This window comes from Roseitalea porphyridii (genome assembly GCF_004331955.1).
Taxonomy (GTDB): Bacteria; Pseudomonadota; Alphaproteobacteria; order Rhizobiales; family Rhizobiaceae; genus Roseitalea; species Roseitalea porphyridii.
Window position 1 is genome coordinate 662,279 of the sequence record NZ_CP036532.1, and the last position, 16,570, is coordinate 678,848.

The window sequence follows — 16,570 nt, forward strand, 5'->3', positions numbered from 1 at the left end:
TGTTGTGCGCCGGCTTGACCTCACCTTGCTTGTCCCGTAACGACGGCGCGATCGGGCGTCCGCCCGACCGATCGGCCAGCAGAGGGGCGAAGAGAACGCGATGGCGCGCCAGGACTATCTTTTCACCAGCGAATCGGTGTCCGAGGGGCACCCCGACAAGGTCTGCGACCGCATCTCCGACGAGATCGTCGACCTGATCTATCGCGAGGCGCGCAAGCAGGGCGACGAGGCGCTGTGGAAGGTGCGCGTGGCCTGCGAGACGCTGACCACCACCAACCGGGTCGTTATCGCCGGCGAGGTCCGCGTGCCCGACACCTTCTTCAAGAAGGACAAGCAGGGCAACGTCGTCACCCTGCCCAATGGCGAACCGGCGATCGCGCCGGGCCGCTTCCGTTCGGCCGCGCGCCGGGCGATCCGCGACATCGGTTACGAGCAGGACGGCTTCCACTGGAAGACCTGCAAGATCGACGTGCTGCTGCACGCCCAGTCGGCCCACATCGCGCAGGGCGTCGACAGCGCCGCCGACGCGCAGGGCGCCGAGGGGGCCGGTGATCAGGGCATCATGTTCGGCTTTGCCTGCGACGAGACGCCCGAACTGATGCCGGCGCCGATCTACTACGCTCACAAGATTCTCGAACTGCTCGCCGATGCCCGCAAGACCGGCGACGGCGAGGCTGCCCGGCTTGGCCCGGACGCCAAGTCGCAGGTCACCGTGCGCTACCGCGACGGCAAGCCGGCCGAAGTCACCAGCATCGTCCTGTCGACCCAGCATCTCGACGAGGACTGGGATTCGCGCAAGGTGCGCGCCGTGGTCGAGCCCTATATCCGCCAGGCGCTGGACGGCCTGCCGATCGCCGACGACTGCGTGTGGTACATCAATCCGACCGGCAAGTTCGTCATCGGCGGCCCTGACGGCGATGCCGGCCTGACCGGCCGCAAGATCATCGTCGACACCTATGGCGGCGCCGCGCCCCACGGTGGCGGCGCCTTCTCGGGCAAGGACACGACCAAGGTCGACCGCTCCGCCGCCTATGTCGCCCGCTATCTGGCAAAGAACGTGGTCGCCGCCGGCCTTGCCGGCAAATGCACCATCCAGCTTTCCTATGCGATCGGCGTGGCCCAGCCGCTTTCGGTCTACGTGAACACCCACGGCACCGGCTCAGTCCCCGACGAGGCGATCGAGGCGGCGATCCGCGAGGTGATCGACCTGTCGCCCTCGGGCATCCGTCGCCACCTCAACCTGAACCGGCCCATCTACGCCAGGACGGCCGCCTACGGGCACTTCGGCCGCAAGCCCGGCCGCGACGGATCGTTCTCCTGGGAGAAGACCGATCTGGTCAAGTCGCTGCGCCAGGCGGTCAAGCAGGCGGCCTGACCGGCGCCCCGGCGCGATGGCAGATGACCACCCAAGCCGCGCCACCGAGGCCTTCTTCGGACGGCGGCGCGGCAAGCCGTTGCGCGGGCGTCAGGCCGAAGCGCTCGAACGGCTGCTGCCGGAACTCAAGATCGATCTCCAGCGCCCGCCGCCCGCCGATCCGGCGACGCTGTTTCCGCACCGGCCCGAAACGATCATCGTCGAGATCGGCTTTGGCGGCGGCGAGCACCTGCTCGCCCATGCGCAGCGCCGGCGCACGGCCGGGTTCATCGGCGTCGAACCCTTCGTCAATTCGATGGCCAAACTGGTGGCGGCGATCGACGGGACCGGGCCCCACAACATCCGCCTTCACGACGACGACGCCACGCAACTGCTCGACTGGCTGCCCGATGCGTGCGTCGACGGGATCGATCTGCTCTATCCGGACCCCTGGCCGAAGAAGAAGCACTTCAAGCGTCGGTTCGTGAACCCGGTCAATCTCGACCGGTTCGCCCGCGTCATGAAGCCCGGCGCCATCTTTCGCTTCGCCTCCGACATCGACAGCTACGTCAACTGGACGCTGCGGCACATCGACCGGCATGCCGATTTCGCCTGGACCGCGCGGCGCGCGGCGGACTGGCGCGAGCCGTACCCGCACTGGCCCGGCACGCGCTATGAGCAAAAGGCGCTGCGCGAAGGCCGCGCCCCGGCCTATCTGACCTTCGAGCGCCGCTGATCAGCGGCTGCCGGCCAGGATCGCCGTCGGCGGGCCCTCGCGGGCCGGCCTGAGCGCGACGACCCGGTAGCCCTCGCGCTCCAGCATGTTCAGGAAGCTGGGCAGCATCGTCGCGGTGCGCGCGTGCAGATCGTGGAACAGGATGATGCCGGAGCCGCGCCCCCGCAGGCGCGCCATCGTCTGCGAGGCGACGCGGGCCGGGCTGATCCTGAAATAGTCCTTGGAATCGATGTCCACATCGAGCACGACGATCCCGCGCTCGGCCAGATGCCGCCTGAGCGCGGCCGTGTCGGCCAGATAGGGAAAGCGGAAGAACGGCACGTCGTCGATCCCCGCCTCGCGCAGCGCCCGTTCGCCGCGCGCGATCTCGTCGATCGCCCGGCCGTGGCTCATCGCGGCGAGGTTGGGATGGCCATGGGTGTGGCTGCCCACCGTGTGGCCGCGTGCGACCACTTCACGCGCCAGCCCTGGCCGGCTGCGCGCCATCTCGCCGACCATCAGGAAGGTCGCCTTGACGCCCTTGTCGTCGAGCGCGTCGAGGATGCGGCGCGTGTTGCCGCCGGCCGGGCCGTCATCGAACGTCAGGATGACCTCGCCCGGCGCGAGCCTGATGTCCTCGATCGTGCCGACCCGCATGACGCGGCCGGTCAGCGGCGTGCGGCGCAGCGTATCGAGGGTTCGCTGGTTCTGTTCCCGGTCGACCCGACCCGGCGCGAAGCCGGCCTCGGTCACAGCCGCCGGTTCGGGCCCGGGATTACGGGCGCAGGCGGTGGGAAAGGCGGCGAGCACCGCCAACAGGACAAAGAGCCTGAGGGGCCGGGCGAACGCAGAACTCATGACGCAAACCACGCTTGACGGACGAACTCGCCACGCATGGTAAACCGGCATGGTTAACAAACACTGGCGCCACAGCGCCGCGCGGCCTCTTGCAACCGGGCCCCGCTCGGCGTATATGGCGATTACATCTTGGTCATTGACGAAGAGTGGGCCCGCCGGACCCGCTCTTTTTTATATTCCGGAAGACCGTGACGCCGAACCAAGCCGACTGGCCACCGATCACCGACGACGAACCCCGCTTGGTCACCGAGACCGGGGTGGATGCGCGCGTCGCCGCCCGGATCGAGCCGGTGATGAACGCCGAAGGGTTCCGGCTGGTGCGCGTGCGCCTGTCCGGCCAGAACGGCGCGACGCTGCAGATCATGGCCGAGCGGGCCGACGGCACGATGACCGTCGAGGACTGCGAGGCGCTCAGCCGCATGATCTCGCCGATCCTCGACGTCGACGATCCGATCGACCGCGCCTATCATCTCGAAGTGTCCTCGCCGGGCATCGACAGGCCGCTCGTGCGCCGGTCCGACTTCGCCCGCTGGCGCGGCCACATCGCGAAGGTGGAGACGTCCGTTCTGGTGGGCGGCCGCAAGCGGTTCCGCGGCACGATCACCGATGTCGACGATCAGGCCGTGACGCTGTTCCGCGACCAGCCCTCGATGGGTGACGAGAACACCAACCAGATCCCGTTCAACGCGATCGCCGATGCACGGCTGATCCTGACCGACGATCTGATCCGCGCCTCGCTGAAGGCGGACAAGGCGGCCCGCGCCGCGCGCGGCCTTGAAGACGAATTCGACGAATTCTCCGGCGAAGGGCCGGACCCGGAAGTATCCTAAGGGAGACGAACATGGCCGTCAGTGCAAACAAGCTCGAACTGCTGCAGATCGCCGACGCGGTCGCGCGCGAAAAGCTGATCGACAAGGACATCGTGATCGGCGCGATGGCCGACGCGATCCAGAAGGCCGCCAAGTCGCGCTACGGGCAGGAGACCAATGTGCGCGCCGACATCAACGCCAAGACCGGCGAGATCAAGCTGCAGCGGCTGATGGAAGTGGTCGAGGAGGTCGAGAACCCCGACAACCAGATCGCGCTCGAAGAGGCGCGCGCCAAGAACCCGGACGCCCAGTTCGGCGACTTCATCGCCGAGCCGCTGCCGCCGCTCGACTTCGGCCGCATCGCGGCGCAGTCGGCCAAGCAGGTCATCGTCCAGAAGGTGCGCGAGGCCGAGCGCGACAAGCAGTACGAGGAGTTCAAGGACCGGGTCGGCGAGATCGTCAACGGCACGGTCAAGCGGGTCGAATATGGCAACGTCATCGTCGATCTGGGCCGCGGCGAGGGCATCATCCGCCGCGACGAACTGATCCCGCGCGAGATGTACCGCTACGGCGACCGGGTGCGCGCCTACATCTACGACGTGCGCCGCGAGCAGCGTGGTCCCCAGATCTTCCTGTCGCGCACCCATCCGCAGTTCATGGCCAAGCTCTTCCAGATGGAAGTGCCCGAAATCTATGACGGCATCATCGAGATCAAATCGGTCGCCCGCGACCCCGGCTCGCGCGCCAAGATCGCCGTGATCTCCAACGATTCCTCGATCGACCCGGTCGGCGCCTGCGTCGGCATGCGCGGCAGCCGCGTGCAGGCCGTCGTCGGCGAACTGCAGGGCGAGAAGATCGACATCATCCCCTGGCAGCCCGATGCAGCCTCCTTCATCGTCAACGCGCTGCAGCCGGCCCAGGTGGTCAAGGTCGTGCTCGACGAGGATGCCGAGCGCATCGAGGTGGTGGTGCCCGACGAGCAGCTTTCGCTGGCCATCGGCCGCCGCGGCCAGAACGTCCGGCTTGCCTCGCAACTGACCGGCTGGGACATCGACATCCTCACCGAGGACGAGGAATCGGCCCGTCGTCAGAAGGAATTCACCGAACGCACCCAGCTGTTCATGGACGCGCTCGACGTCGACGAGATGGTCGGCCAGGTGCTGGCCTCCGAGGGCTTTTCCTCGATCGAGGAAGTGGCCTTCGTGGACTCCGAGGAAGTCTCCTCGATCGAGGGCTTCGACGAGGAGACCGCCGAGGAGATCCAGGCCCGCGCCCGCGAGCATCTCGACCGGATCGAGGCCGAAAACGATGCCAAGCGCAAGGAACTGGGCGTCGCCGACGAAATCCGCGAGGTCCCCGGCGTGACCACCGCCATGATGGTCGCGCTCGGCAAGGACGACATCAAGTCGCTCGAGGACTTCGCCGGCTGCGCGGTGGATGATCTGGTCGGCTGGCGCGAGCGCGTCGACGGCGAGACCAAGATCTACGAGGGCACGTTCACGCCGTTCGGCACGACCCGTGCGGAGGCCGAGGAAATGGTCCTGTCGGCGCGCCTGGCGGTCGGCTGGATCACCGAGGAGGACCTTGCCGCCGAATATGCCGAGGAAGTCGAGGAGGGTGCCGAGGGCGAAGCCGCCGAGGCCCCGACCACCGAAGGAGCTCCGGCGTAAGCCGGGGTTCGGGAGATGGCTCTCCGGCATGGTGCAGGACGCGGCGGACAGCGCGATGAACGATCGCCGATGCATCGTCACGGGCGAGAGCGCCGATCCTGACGGGCTGATCCGGTTCGTCGCCGGGCCCGACGGCATCGTCGTGCCCGACCTCAAGCGCTCGCTGCCCGGTCGCGGCTGTTGGGTTTCGGCCCGCCGTTCCTATATTGAGAAGGCCGCCGCCAGGAACCTGTTCTCCCGGGCGCTCCGGCGCAAGGTGACGGTCCCCGACGATTTGGCGGGGATGGTCGATGCGCTCCTGACGCGGCAGACGACCGGCGCGCTCGCCATGGCCCGCAAGGCCGGCGATCTCGTCTCCGGCGCGATGCAGGTGGACAAGACCCTGCGCGCGGGCCGCGCGATCGCGCTCTTGCACGCCGGTGAGGCCGCCGCCGACGGGGTGCGCAAGCTGGACCAGGCACGGCGTGCCACGGTGCATCTGGGTGGGTCCGATGTGCCGGTCTTCATGCTCCTGAGCGCCGAACAAATGGGTTTGGCATTCGGGGGTGGTAATGTAATACATGCAGCCGTGCTTGACGGCAGGGGTGGCCATGCCGCATTGCGGCGGCTCGAAGCACTGCGCGACTACAGGACTGGTTCGGATGGGCGCCCGCGGGCGGCGGGCGCGGACACCGGTCATTTGGCTGTAGCTGCCGGCGGGCATGGGACCGCGAAGGAAACGGATCAGGAATGAGTGATACGACATCGGACGACAAGAAGACGGCTGGCCGCACGCTTTCGCTGAGACGCGACGGCGGCAAGGGCACCGTGCGCCAGAAGATGGGCGGCGGACGCACCAACACCGTTGTCGTCGAGACCCGCAAGCGCAAGTTCACCAAGCCGGCGGAGAAGCCGGCTTCGGGCTCGCTTGCCGGTGGTCTGAAGCCGCGCGCGCGCCCCGCGCCCGAGACACCCGAACCGTCCGCCGAAAAGCCCGCCGAGTCCGCCGATCGCGGCGGTGCCGTGCTCAAGGAGCTTTCCCAGAGCGAGATCGACGCGCGCCGGCGTGCCCTTGAGCAGGCCAAGGCCCGCGAGGCCGAGGACCGCGAGAAGTTCCATGCCGACGAACAGCGTCGCAAGGAAGAACTCGAGCGTGCCGAGCGTGAACGCATCGAGCGCGAGGAAGCCGAAAAGGCCGAGCAGGCACGCCTGGCGGCCGAAGCCGAAGCCAAGGCGCAGGCCGCGCTGAAGGCGGAACAGGAAGGCGCCCGCCGTGCGCCCGAAAAGCCGGCCGCCGACGCCCAGCGCGACGACGAGCAGGGCGACCGGCGTGGCGGTGCGGCGAAACGCCCGTCCAAGGCCGATGCCGCCCCCAAGCCGTCACGCGGGCGCGAGGACAACCGGCGTCGCGGCAAGCTGACGCTCGCCAACGTGACCGGCGACGGCGAAGGCCGCGCGCGTTCGCTGTCGGCGATGCGCCGCCGCCAGGAGAAGATCAAGCGCGCCCAGATGGGCTCGTCGGAGCCGCGCGAGAAGATTTCGCGCGAGGTCACCCTGCCCGAGACGATCACCATCCAGGAACTGGCTCAGCGCATGACCGAACGGGCCGTCGACGTGGTCAAGTTCATGATGAAGCAGGGCCAGATGATGAAGCCCGGCGACCTGATCGACGCCGATACCGCCGAACTGATCGCCGAGGAATTCGGCCACACGGTCAAGCGCGTCTCGGAATCCGACGTCGAGGAGGGCATCTTCAACATCGAGGACAAGCCCGAGGACCTCAAGGGTCGTCCGCCCGTTGTCACCATCATGGGCCACGTCGACCACGGCAAGACGTCGCTGCTCGACGCGATCCGCAACGCCAACGTGGTCTCCGGCGAGGCCGGCGGCATCACCCAGCACATCGGTGCCTATCAGGTGGAAAAGGACGGCCAGAGGGTCACCTTCCTCGACACACCCGGCCACGCGGCCTTCACCGCCATGCGCGCACGCGGCGCGCAGGCGACCGACATCGCCATTCTGGTGGTGGCGGCCGACGACAGCGTGATGCCACAGACCATCGAGTCCATCAATCACATCAAGGCGGCCGGCGTGCCGATGATCGTGGCGATCAACAAGATCGACAAGCCCGACGCCGATGCCAGCAAGGTGCGCACCGAACTGCTGCAGCACGAGGTGTTCGTTGAATCGATGGGCGGCGAAACCCAGGATGTCGAGGTCTCCGCGCTCAAGGGCACCAATCTCGACGGCCTGCTCGACGCCATCCTGCTGCAGGCCGAAATCCTCGAGCTGAAGGCCAATCCGGACCGCACCGCCGAGGGCGTCGTGGTCGAAGCCAAGCTCGACAAGGGCCGCGGCGCGGTCGCGACCGTGCTCGTGCAGGCCGGCACGCTGCGCACCGGCGACATCGTCGTCGCCGGTGACGAGTGGGGCAAGGTGCGCGCGATCATCAGTGATCGCGGCGATCAGCTCGCCGAGGCCGAACCGTCCCTGCCGGTCGAGATTCTCGGGCTGAACGGGACCCCGCAGGCCGGCGACAAGGTCGCCGTGGTCGACAGCGAGGCGCGCGCCCGCGAGATCTCCGAGTACCGCCAGCGCAAGGCGCGCGAGATCGCCGTGGCCCGCCAGGCCGGCGCGCGCGGCTCGCTCGAGCAGATGATGGCGGCCGCCCAGGCCAGCGAGACGGCCGAATTCCCGCTCGTCATCAAGGGCGACGTTCAGGGCTCGGTCGAGGCGATCCTCGGCGCGCTCGAAAAGCTGGGCACCGACGAGGTGCAGGCGCGGATCGTCCATTCGGGCGCCGGCGGCATCACCGAGACCGATGTCTCGCTCGCCGAATCCACCGGCGCGGCGATCATGGGCTTCAACGTGCGCGCCAACAAGCAGGCCCGCACCCTGGCCGAACAGTCCGGCGTCGAGATCCGCTACTACAACATCATCTACAACCTGCTCGATGATGTGAAGGCGGCGATGGAGGGCCTGCTGTCGCCCGAACGCCGCGAGACCTTCCTCGGCAATGCCGAGATCCTCGAAGTGTTCAACATCACCAAGGTCGGCAAGGTCGCCGGGTGCCAGGTCACCGAGGGCAAGGTGGAGCGCGGCGCTGGCGTGCGCCTGATCCGCGACAACGTCGTCATCCACGAAGGCAAGCTGAAGACGCTCAAGCGCTTCAAGGACGAGGTCAGCGAAGTGCCCGTCGGCCAGGAATGCGGCATGGCATTCGAGAACTACGAGGACATCCGCGCCGGCGACGTGATCGAGTGCTTCCGCGTCGAGGAAGTCGCCCGGACGCTTTAGGAGCTGCTCATGCTGGCTCGTGCCAAAGCAGTGGCGCAGCGGCTTGTTGTCACCGCCGCCACGACGGCCTCGCTTGCGGGGTTTGCTCATGCGCAGTCCGATACCGCCGATGTCCAGGCGCTTTCGGCTGCCTATTTCGGTGCATCGACGCAGACCGGGCGGTCAGACGCCTTCGCCGAGATCACCCGTCTTGCAGAAGACGACAACGCGGCCCGGTTTGTTCTGGGCAGCGCGCAGTTCTTCGCTGCGATCGAGAACCTCGCACAGGGGCTTCACCGGCACGGCATGCGCAGCGGCGGGACTATGGTGATGTTGTTCCGCTTGCCGCTTCCGCCCAATCCCGATCCAGAGCCCCTCGATTACGAAGCGTTCCGGCAGTTGCTGGAGACGTTTCATGCCGACCTCGATCTTGCCCGGGCCACGCTCTCGACGGTCGAACCGGATGTGGGCTTCAAGATCGTCTCCGACATGCAGCAAACGAGACTGAACCTGACCGGTGCCGAGGTCATCCCGCCCGAGGCCAACCTGAAGGCGGTCGCGCTGGCGCTGCGGATGCTGCGGGGCAATGCCGGTGAAGCGCAGCTCGTGTTCGCCTATGACAATGCCGACGCGATCTGGCTTGAGGGCTATGCCAATCTGCTGATGGCGCATCTCGACTTCGTTTTGGCGCATGATTTCAGGCGCGCGTTCGAGACGACCATGCACGCGGCCTTCCCCGACGCCGACCTGCCGCTTGCCGGCTACCTGGTGCCGGAACAAGAGGGCGGCCAGGACCCCTGGTCAGACGGCCGGATCTTCGACCTCGTCGCGCTGCTGCATCTGATCGACTTTGAGGTCATTGCGCCCGAGCGGCGCGCGGCGGTTCGCACGCGCCTTCTGGACGTGATCGAACTGAGCCGTGCGAACTGGGCCGCGATCGGCGCGGAGACCGACGCCGACCGCGAATGGCTGCCCGGTCCACAGCAGGGAGGAAGCCACCCGGTGGAGGGCGTTGTCGTCACGGCTGAGGCGGCCGAGGCCTGGTTGGAGGCGCTCGACCTCTTCGAGGCAGTGCTGCAGGGTGAGCTTCTTGTCCCGCACTTCCGACTGTCCACCTCTCGCGCGGCAGCCGATATTGCGCGAAACGAGGGCGTCGGGTTCGGTCTGGACATGCGCGCCTTCTTCGAGCGCGGCGACCGGTTCGACCTTGTTCTTCTTCTCACCGGCTCTGCTCTGATCCCCTATGCGCGGAACGGTGATGTCATCGACATGGAGGAATGGCAGCAGACCCGCAGGGCACTGGGCCGGCGCGGCCTCTTCGGTTCCGCTGTGTGGTTCAACTGAGGGCGTTATGGCAGGTTCCGCTCCCACCCAACGTCAGCTTCGCGTCGGCGAACATGTGCGTCATGCCCTGACCGGCCTGCTGCAGCGCGGCGAGATCGCCGATCCCGATCTGGACGGCGTGGTCGTCTCGGTCAACGAGGTGCGCATGTCGCCCGACCTGAGGATCGCGACCGCCTATGTCACCGCGCTCGGCCGCGACGACCAGCAACCCATCGTCAAGGCGCTGGCCCGAAATGCCCGGTTCATCCGGGGCCGGCTGTCGCCCGAGCTTGGCCAGATGAAGTTCATGCCCGAGTTCCGCTTCCGCGCCGACACGAGCTTCGACAATTTCGACCGCGTCGACGCGCTGCTCAGATCGCCCGCCGTGGCGCGGGATCTCGATGATGATGAGTGAGCCGGCATGGCGCGCCGCGACCGCACCGTGCAGGGGCCCTTCAGCGGCAGTGCCGGCACGCGCAGGGCCGAGCGGGTGTCCGGCGGCTGCTGGCTTTGCGGCCGGCCGCTCGGACGCAGGGTCCAGTGGCATCACCCGGTCCCGAAGAGCCGCGGCGGCCGCGACACGGTGCCGATACACCCGATCTGCCACGCCACCCTTCATGCAAACCTGTCCAACCGGGCGCTCGCCGATATCGGTTGGAACGTGGAGCGGTTGCGGTGCCAGCCGGACATAGCGACCTTCCTGCGCTGGATCGCCGGCAAGCCGCCCGACTTCCACGCACCGACCCGCCGCGCGCGGCCCTGAAACCTTGTCCATGAACCAACCCTCCGCGACGTTCCGACCATGAGCCGCCAACGCAAGAAGAAGGGCCGCGCCGTCTCCGGCTGGCTGGTCCTGGACAAGCCGCTCGAGATGGGCTCGACCCAGGCCGTCTCGAAGGTCAAATGGCTGTTCGGTGCGCAGAAGGCCGGACACGCCGGCACGCTCGACCCGCTCGCCACCGGCATCCTGCCGATCGCGCTGGGCGAGGCCACCAAGACCGTGCCCTACGTGATGGACGGCACCAAGGCTTACAGGTTCTCGGTCCGCTGGGGCGCGCAGACCACGACCGACGACGCCGAGGGCGAAACGGTGGCGCGATCGGACGACCGGCCTTCGCGCGAGGCGGTCGAGGCGATCCTGCCGGACTTCGTCGGCAAGGTCCGCCAGACCCCGCCGCAATTCTCCGCCGTCAAGGTCGATGGCGAGCGGGCCTATGCGCTGGCCCGGCAGGGCGAGGAAGCCGCGATCGCCGAGCGCGAGGTGGAGATCGACACGCTCGCGATCGTCGCCCATGACGATCAGACGACCAGCTTCGACGTCGAATGCGGCAAGGGCACCTATGTGCGCGCGCTCGCCCGCGACATGGGCCGTGTGCTCGGCTGCTTCGGCCATGTGGCGGCGCTGCGGCGCACCTTCGTCGAGCCGTTCGACGAGGAGGATGTGGTCACGCTCGACGAACTGAGCGCGGCCGCCGGGGAGGCGGGAGACGGGGAAGGCGCGCGCCATGCCGCGCTCGATGCGTTTCTTCTCGACACGGGCGAGGCGATGGAGGGGTTCCCCCGCGTCGATCTGGGCGACGAGCAGGCGCAGAAGGTCAGGCTCGGCAATCCGGCCCTGTTGCGCGGGCGCGACGCACCGGTCGCCGAGGACGAGGCCTGCGCCTTCCACAAGGACCGGCTCCTGGCGATCGGCGAGATCGCCCGGGGCGCGTTCCGGCCCAAGCGCGTCTTCAGGCTTTGAGACCGTGACAAGAATCGTGCCCGGCGGCGATTGCATTCGCCGCGCCGGCGCGCCAAGGATTCGCTCAAACCCCCATTCCGACCGGAGTATCCGATGATCGAAAAACGCCAGTTCTACATCGATGGCAAGTGGGTCGATCCGACCCAGCCGAACGATTGCGACGTCCACGATCCGGCGACCGAAGAGGCATGCGCGGTGATTTCGCTCGGCACCGCCGCCGATGTCGACCGCGCCGTCGTGGCCGCGCGCGCCGCATTCCCGCGCTGGGCGGCGACGCCGCTCGCCGAGCGGCGGGCCCTGCTCGAAAAGCTCGGCGAGGTGATGAAGCGCCGCCATGACGATCTGGCCGAGGCGATCTCGCTGGAGATGGGCGCGCCGATCGATTTCGCCAGGGGCGAGCAGGTGGGGGCGGGGCCCTGGCACCTGAAGGGCTTCCTGAAGGCGATGGACGAATTCGCCTGGGAGGAGAAATTCACCGACCGCGAGACGATCGTGCGCGAACCGGTCGGCGTGGTCGGGCTGATCACGCCATGGAACTGGCCGATCAACCAGATCGCGCTGAAGGTCATTCCGGCGGTCGCCGCCGGTTGCACCTGCGTGCTCAAGCCCTCCGAGATCGCGCCCCTGTCGGCGCTGGTCTGGGCCGAGTTGATGGACGAGGCCGGCTTCCCCGCAGGCGTGTTCAACCTGATTAACGGCGACGGACCGACCGTCGGCGAAGCCATGTCCAACCATCCGGGCATCGACATGATGAGCTTCACCGGCTCGACGCGGGCCGGCAGCGCGGTGATGCGCGGGGCGGCCGGCTCGATCAAGCGCGTCACGCTCGAACTCGGCGGCAAATCGCCGAACATCGTCTTCGCCGACGCCGATCTGCAGAAGGCGGTCAGGCGCGGCGTGACCGCGATGATGGAGAACACCGGCCAGTCCTGCAACGCGCCCTCGCGCATGATCGTCGAGCAGGATGTCTACGAGGAGGCGGTAGGCCTGGCCAAAGATGTCACCGAGAGCATCACTGTCGGCAATCCGCGCGAGGCCGGCGACCATATCGGCCCGCTCGTCTCGGCCGCCCAGTTCGACAAGGTCCAGGGCCTGATCGAGACCGGCATCGCCGAGGGCGCCCGGATCGTCGCCGGCGGGCCCGGCCGTCCCGAGGGCTTCAATCGCGGCTGGTATGCAAGGCCGACCGTCTTCGCCGACGTGAGCAACGACATGACCATCGCCCGCGAGGAGATCTTCGGGCCGGTCCTGTCGATGATCCCGTTCTCGGGCGGCGAGGACGAGGCGGTCGCGATCGCCAACGACACGCCCTACGGTCTTGCCGCCTATCTGTGGACCGGCGACGCCGAAAGGGGCGACCGCGTCGGCCGCCGGCTGCGTGCAGGGATGGTGCGCGTCAACGGGGCGGGCCTTTCGGCCGGCCATCCGTTCGGCGGCTACAAGCAGTCCGGCAATGGCCGCGAGGGCGGCGTGTGGGGCCTTGAGGACTTCACCGAGGTCAAGGTGCTCAGCCAGCGCTACTGACCGGCAGGCCAGATGCGATGACCGCGATCGACATCCGCACCGATGATCTGCGTGGCCCCGAGATCGCCGCGCTTCTGACGCGGCATCTCGACCACATGTTCGCGGTCACGCCGGCCGGCAGTGTCTACGCGCTCGATCTGGACGCGCTGCGGGTGCCGGCCATCACCTTCTGGAGCGCGTGGATCGACGGCGGACTGGTCGGCTGCATCGCCCTGAAGGACCTCGGCGGCGGCCATGGCGAGATCAAGTCGGCGCACACGGTCGAACAGATGCGCGGCAGGGGCATCGGCCGGGCGCTGGTCGCCCATCTGATCGACCAGGCGCGGGCGCGCGGCATGACAAGGCTGAGCCTTGAGACGGGACAGACCGACCATTTCCGGCCGGCCCAGGAACTCTACCGCCGCTTCGGGTTCGTCGAATGCGGCCCGTTCGGCGACTATGGCCCCGACCCGCACTCCTACTTCATGACGCGGACACTGGACTGAATGAAACAGGTTTGCGTTTCCTTGCCTTTTCCACTATAGCGCCGCCAGCGCCGCCGTTCTCGGCCGCGCCCTTGGCCCTTGCTGGACGACATCCCGGCAATGGGCGTCCCAATCCTCCCGATCAAGAAAGGAAGTCCGATGTCGATCACTGCCGAGCGCAAGGCCGAGCTGATCCAGAAGTTCGCCACCAAGTCGGGCGACACCGGTTCGCCGGAAGTTCAGGTCGCCGTGCTCACCGAGCGGATCAACAACCTCACCGAGCACTTCAAGGACCACAAGAAGGACAACCATTCCCGTCGTGGTCTTCTGAAGATGGTGTCGCAGCGCCGCAAGCTGCTCGACTATCTCCGAGGCAAGCAAGAGGAACGCTACCAGTCCCTGATCAAGGAACTGGGCATCCGCCGCTGACGAATTCGGGCGGGCTCCGGCAAGGAGCCCGCCCTTGCCCTATTCAGGCGGGGGACAAACGCCTGGACCGGCCGGCGCGCACGCAACCAGCGGCGTGCCGGCCACCGAACCGAGTTGGAGCCGCGGGGCAGGATTGCCGGCTGCTTGGATAAAGGGGCGCTCGAGCGCCACGCTGCAACAAGCATCCAGTCGTCTTGCCCGGGCTCAGTTCGATCGCTGACCCATGGCGCGCTGGCCGCAAGGCCGGCGGCGCGCCGCATACAAAGGACAAGACATGTTCGATCACCACAAAGTTGAACTGGAATGGGGCGGGCGCACGCTCACCCTGGAAACGGGCAAGATCGCACGGCAGGCCGATGGCGCCGTGCTGGCCACCTATGGCGAGACGATCGTTCTCGCCACCGTGGTCTCGGCAAGGGATGCAAAGCCCGGCCAGGACTTCTTCCCGCTGACCGTCAACTACCAGGAAAAGACCTTCGCCGCCGGCAAGATCCCGGGCGGCTTCTTCAAGCGCGAGGGCCGTCCGACCGAAAAGGAAACGCTGACCTCGCGCCTGATCGACCGGCCGATCCGGCCGCTGTTCGCGCCCGGCTACAAGAACGAGACGCAGGTCGTTCTGACCGTGCTGCAGCATGACCTCGAAAACGATCCCGACATCGTCGCCATGATCGGCGCCTCGGCCGCGCTGACCCTTTCGGGCGTGCCCTTCATGGGTCCGATCGGCGCGGCCCGCGTCGGCTACATCTCCGGCGAATATGTGCTCAACCCGCACATCGACGAGATGGTCGAGACCAATCTCGACCTCGTCGTCGCCGGCACCTCCGATGCCGTGCTGATGGTCGAATCCGAAGCCGGCGAACTCGACGAGGACACCATGCTCGGCGCCGTCATGTTCGGCCAGAAGGCGTTCCAGCCGGTGATCAACGCGATCATCAAGCTGGCCGAGGTCGCCGCCAAGGAACCGCGCGACTACCAGCCCGAGGATCTGTCCGAACTCGAAGCCACCATGAGCGGCCTGATCTCGGACGAACTCGCCGAGGCCTACCAGATCACCGACAAGGGCGCGCGCTACGAGGCCGTCGACGCGGCCATGCGCAAGGTCTTCGAAACGCTCTATCCCGAAGGCGCCGAGGACCCGGCCTGGAACCCCGAGCAGATCAAGTCGGTCTTCAAGTCGCTGCAGGCCAAGGTGGTGCGCGGCAACATCCTGAAGACCAAGAAGCGCATCGACGGCCGCGATCTGGAAACCGTCCGCCCGATCGTCTCCGAGGTCGGCGTCTTCCCGCGCACGCACGGTTCGGCCATCTTCACCCGCGGCGAGACGCAGGCGATGGTCGTCGCCACGCTCGGCACCGGCGAGGACGAGCAGTTCGTCGACGCGCTGACGGGCACCTACAAGGAAAACTTCCTGCTGCACTACAACTTCCCGCCCTATTCGGTCGGTGAAGCCGGCCGCATGGGCTCGCCGGGCCGCCGCGAGATCGGCCACGGCAAGCTGGCATGGCGCGCCGTCCACCCGGTGCTGCCCGAAGCCGAGGAGTTCCCCTACACGCTGCGTGTGGTCTCCGAGATCACCGAATCCAACGGCTCGTCCTCGATGGCGACCGTCTGCGGCACCTCGCTGGCGCTGATGGATGCGGGCGTGCCGATCAAGGCGCCGGTCGCCGGCATCGCCATGGGCCTGATCCTGGAAGGCGACGACTTCGCCGTCCTGTCGGACATTCTGGGCGACGAGGACCATCTGGGCGACATGGACTTCAAGGTGGCCGGCACCGAAAAGGGCATCACGTCGCTGCAGATGGACATCAAGATCGCCGGCATCACCGAGGAGATCATGAAGGTCGCACTCGGCCAGGCCAAGGGCGGCCGCAGCCACATTCTCGGCGAGATGGCGAGCGCCCTGTCCGAGAGCCGTGCGGAACTTGGCGAATTCGCCCCGCGTATCGAGGTGATGAACATTCCGGTCGACAAGATCCGCGACGTGATCGGCGCGGGCGGCAAGATCATCCGCGAGATCGTCGAGAAGACGGGCGCCAAGATCAACATCGAGGACGACGGCACGGTCAAGATCGCCTCGTCCTCGGGCAAGGAGATCGAGGCCGCCAAGCAGTGGATCCACACGATCGTCGCCGAGCCGGAAGTGGGCGAGATCTACCAGGGCACGGTCGTCAAGACCGCCGACTTCGGCGCGTTCGTGAACTTCTTCGGTCCCAAGGACGGGCTGGTCCACATCTCCCAGCTTGCGCAGGAGCGCGTCGGCAAGACCACCGATGTCGTCAAGGAAGGCGACAAGGTCTACGTCAAGCTGATGGGCTTTGATGAGCGCGGCAAGGTGCGCCTGTCGATGAAGGTCGTCGATCAGGAGACCGGCAAGGAGATCGAGCGCAAGAAGAAGGAAGCGGCCGAGGAGTGATCCCGGCAGCACACT

The 16,570-nt window shown here is 67.3% G+C and carries 15 protein-coding genes; 14 read left to right on the top strand and 1 reads right to left on the bottom strand.

Features of this window, described 5'->3' with window-relative positions:
* Nucleotides 1-100: 100 nt before the first annotated feature.
* Nucleotides 101-1,375 carry a methionine adenosyltransferase gene (metK, locus tag E0E05_RS03090; protein ID WP_131615388.1) on the top strand — a complete coding sequence of 425 codons (1,275 nt, stop codon included), beginning with the start codon at nt 101-103 and terminating at the stop codon, nt 1,373-1,375.
* A 16-nt stretch (nt 1,376-1,391) separates the two neighbouring features.
* Entirely contained in the window at nt 1,392-2,090 is a 699-nt protein-coding gene (gene trmB, locus E0E05_RS03095) for a tRNA (guanine(46)-N(7))-methyltransferase TrmB (protein ID WP_131615389.1), read from the top strand.
* Here trmB and E0E05_RS03100 read toward each other — a convergent pair whose 3' ends face one another.
* Nucleotides 2,091-2,927, bottom strand: a complete 837-nt coding sequence (locus E0E05_RS03100; RefSeq protein WP_131615390.1) for a polysaccharide deacetylase family protein — start codon at nt 2,925-2,927, stop codon at nt 2,091-2,093. It lies immediately after the preceding gene.
* Nucleotides 2,928-3,115: 188 nt separating this feature from the next.
* Between E0E05_RS03100 and rimP the strand changes: the two genes are divergently transcribed.
* The 12 genes from rimP to pnp all read left to right on the top strand — a co-directional run bounded on the left by rimP (nt 3,116) and on the right by pnp (nt 16,555).
* Nucleotides 3,116-3,757 carry a ribosome maturation factor RimP gene (gene rimP, locus E0E05_RS03105; protein ID WP_244597895.1) on the top strand — a complete coding sequence of 214 codons (642 nt, stop codon included), beginning with the start codon at nt 3,116-3,118 and terminating at the stop codon, nt 3,755-3,757.
* Between the two features lie 11 nt (nt 3,758-3,768).
* Nucleotides 3,769-5,406 carry a transcription termination factor NusA gene (gene nusA, locus E0E05_RS03110; RefSeq protein ID WP_131615391.1) on the top strand — a complete coding sequence of 546 codons (1,638 nt, stop codon included), beginning with the start codon at nt 3,769-3,771 and terminating at the stop codon, nt 5,404-5,406.
* A gap of 55 nt (nt 5,407-5,461) precedes the next feature.
* Complete coding sequence (locus E0E05_RS03115; protein WP_244598039.1) at nt 5,462-6,139, top strand: RNA-binding protein; 678 nt, start codon at nt 5,462-5,464, stop codon at nt 6,137-6,139.
* Nucleotides 6,136-8,682, top strand: a complete 2,547-nt coding sequence (gene infB / locus E0E05_RS03120) for a translation initiation factor IF-2 (protein ID WP_131615393.1) — start codon at nt 6,136-6,138, stop codon at nt 8,680-8,682. Before E0E05_RS03115 ends, infB begins: the two co-directional genes overlap by 4 nt.
* Nucleotides 8,683-8,691: 9 nt before the next feature.
* The gene (locus tag E0E05_RS03125) at nt 8,692-10,005 is read left to right on the top strand and encodes a hypothetical protein (RefSeq protein ID WP_131615394.1); all 1,314 of its coding nucleotides are present in this window, start codon (nt 8,692-8,694) and stop codon (nt 10,003-10,005) included.
* A 7-nt stretch (nt 10,006-10,012) separates the two neighbouring features.
* On the top strand, nt 10,013-10,399 hold the full coding sequence (gene rbfA / locus E0E05_RS03130; protein WP_131615395.1) for a 30S ribosome-binding factor RbfA: 387 nt from the start codon (nt 10,013-10,015) through the stop codon (nt 10,397-10,399).
* Nucleotides 10,400-10,405: 6 nt separating this feature from the next.
* Complete coding sequence (locus E0E05_RS03135) at nt 10,406-10,747, top strand: HNH endonuclease (RefSeq protein WP_244597897.1); 342 nt, start codon at nt 10,406-10,408, stop codon at nt 10,745-10,747.
* A 39-nt stretch (nt 10,748-10,786) separates the two neighbouring features.
* Entirely contained in the window at nt 10,787-11,725 is a 939-nt protein-coding gene (truB, locus tag E0E05_RS03140; protein WP_131615396.1) for a tRNA pseudouridine(55) synthase TruB, read from the top strand.
* 93 nt (nt 11,726-11,818) lie between these two features.
* A complete protein-coding gene (locus E0E05_RS03145; protein WP_131615397.1) occupies nt 11,819-13,249 on the top strand; it encodes an aldehyde dehydrogenase family protein in 1,431 nt (476 codons plus the stop codon).
* Nucleotides 13,250-13,266: 17 nt separating this feature from the next.
* Nucleotides 13,267-13,734: a GNAT family N-acetyltransferase gene (locus E0E05_RS03150; RefSeq protein ID WP_131615398.1), complete on the top strand. Its 468-nt coding sequence runs from the start codon at nt 13,267-13,269 to the stop codon at nt 13,732-13,734.
* Nucleotides 13,735-13,872: 138 nt separating this feature from the next.
* A complete protein-coding gene (gene rpsO, locus E0E05_RS03155; RefSeq protein ID WP_131615399.1) occupies nt 13,873-14,142 on the top strand; it encodes a 30S ribosomal protein S15 in 270 nt (89 codons plus the stop codon).
* A gap of 274 nt (nt 14,143-14,416) precedes the next feature.
* Nucleotides 14,417-16,555, top strand: coding sequence for a polyribonucleotide nucleotidyltransferase (pnp, locus tag E0E05_RS03160; RefSeq protein ID WP_131615400.1), 2,139 nt, complete (start codon nt 14,417-14,419; stop codon nt 16,553-16,555).
* Nucleotides 16,556-16,570: the final 15 nt, after the last annotated feature.

Excerpts from the sequence above, each read along its gene's own strand:
- pnp (WP_131615400.1), top strand. The coding sequence starts at position 14,417 with ATGTTCGATCACCACAAAGTTGAACTGGAATGGGGCGGGCGCACGCTC.
- rpsO (WP_131615399.1), top strand. The coding sequence starts at position 13,873 with ATGTCGATCACTGCCGAGCGCAAGGCCGAGCTGATCCAGAAGTTCGCC.
- E0E05_RS03100 (WP_131615390.1), bottom strand. The coding sequence starts at position 2,927 with ATGAGTTCTGCGTTCGCCCGGCCCCTCAGGCTCTTTGTCCTGTTGGCG.
- rbfA (WP_131615395.1), top strand. The coding sequence starts at position 10,013 with ATGGCAGGTTCCGCTCCCACCCAACGTCAGCTTCGCGTCGGCGAACAT.
- infB (WP_131615393.1), top strand. The coding sequence starts at position 6,136 with ATGAGTGATACGACATCGGACGACAAGAAGACGGCTGGCCGCACGCTT.
- trmB (WP_131615389.1), top strand. The coding sequence starts at position 1,392 with ATGGCAGATGACCACCCAAGCCGCGCCACCGAGGCCTTCTTCGGACGG.
- E0E05_RS03115 (WP_244598039.1), top strand. The coding sequence starts at position 5,462 with ATGAACGATCGCCGATGCATCGTCACGGGCGAGAGCGCCGATCCTGAC.
- metK (WP_131615388.1), top strand. The coding sequence starts at position 101 with ATGGCGCGCCAGGACTATCTTTTCACCAGCGAATCGGTGTCCGAGGGG.
- E0E05_RS03150 (WP_131615398.1), top strand. The coding sequence starts at position 13,267 with ATGACCGCGATCGACATCCGCACCGATGATCTGCGTGGCCCCGAGATC.
- truB (WP_131615396.1), top strand. The coding sequence starts at position 10,787 with ATGAGCCGCCAACGCAAGAAGAAGGGCCGCGCCGTCTCCGGCTGGCTG.
- nusA (WP_131615391.1), top strand. The coding sequence starts at position 3,769 with ATGGCCGTCAGTGCAAACAAGCTCGAACTGCTGCAGATCGCCGACGCG.
- E0E05_RS03135 (WP_244597897.1), top strand. The coding sequence starts at position 10,406 with ATGGCGCGCCGCGACCGCACCGTGCAGGGGCCCTTCAGCGGCAGTGCC.
- E0E05_RS03125 (WP_131615394.1), top strand. The coding sequence starts at position 8,692 with ATGCTGGCTCGTGCCAAAGCAGTGGCGCAGCGGCTTGTTGTCACCGCC.
- E0E05_RS03145 (WP_131615397.1), top strand. The coding sequence starts at position 11,819 with ATGATCGAAAAACGCCAGTTCTACATCGATGGCAAGTGGGTCGATCCG.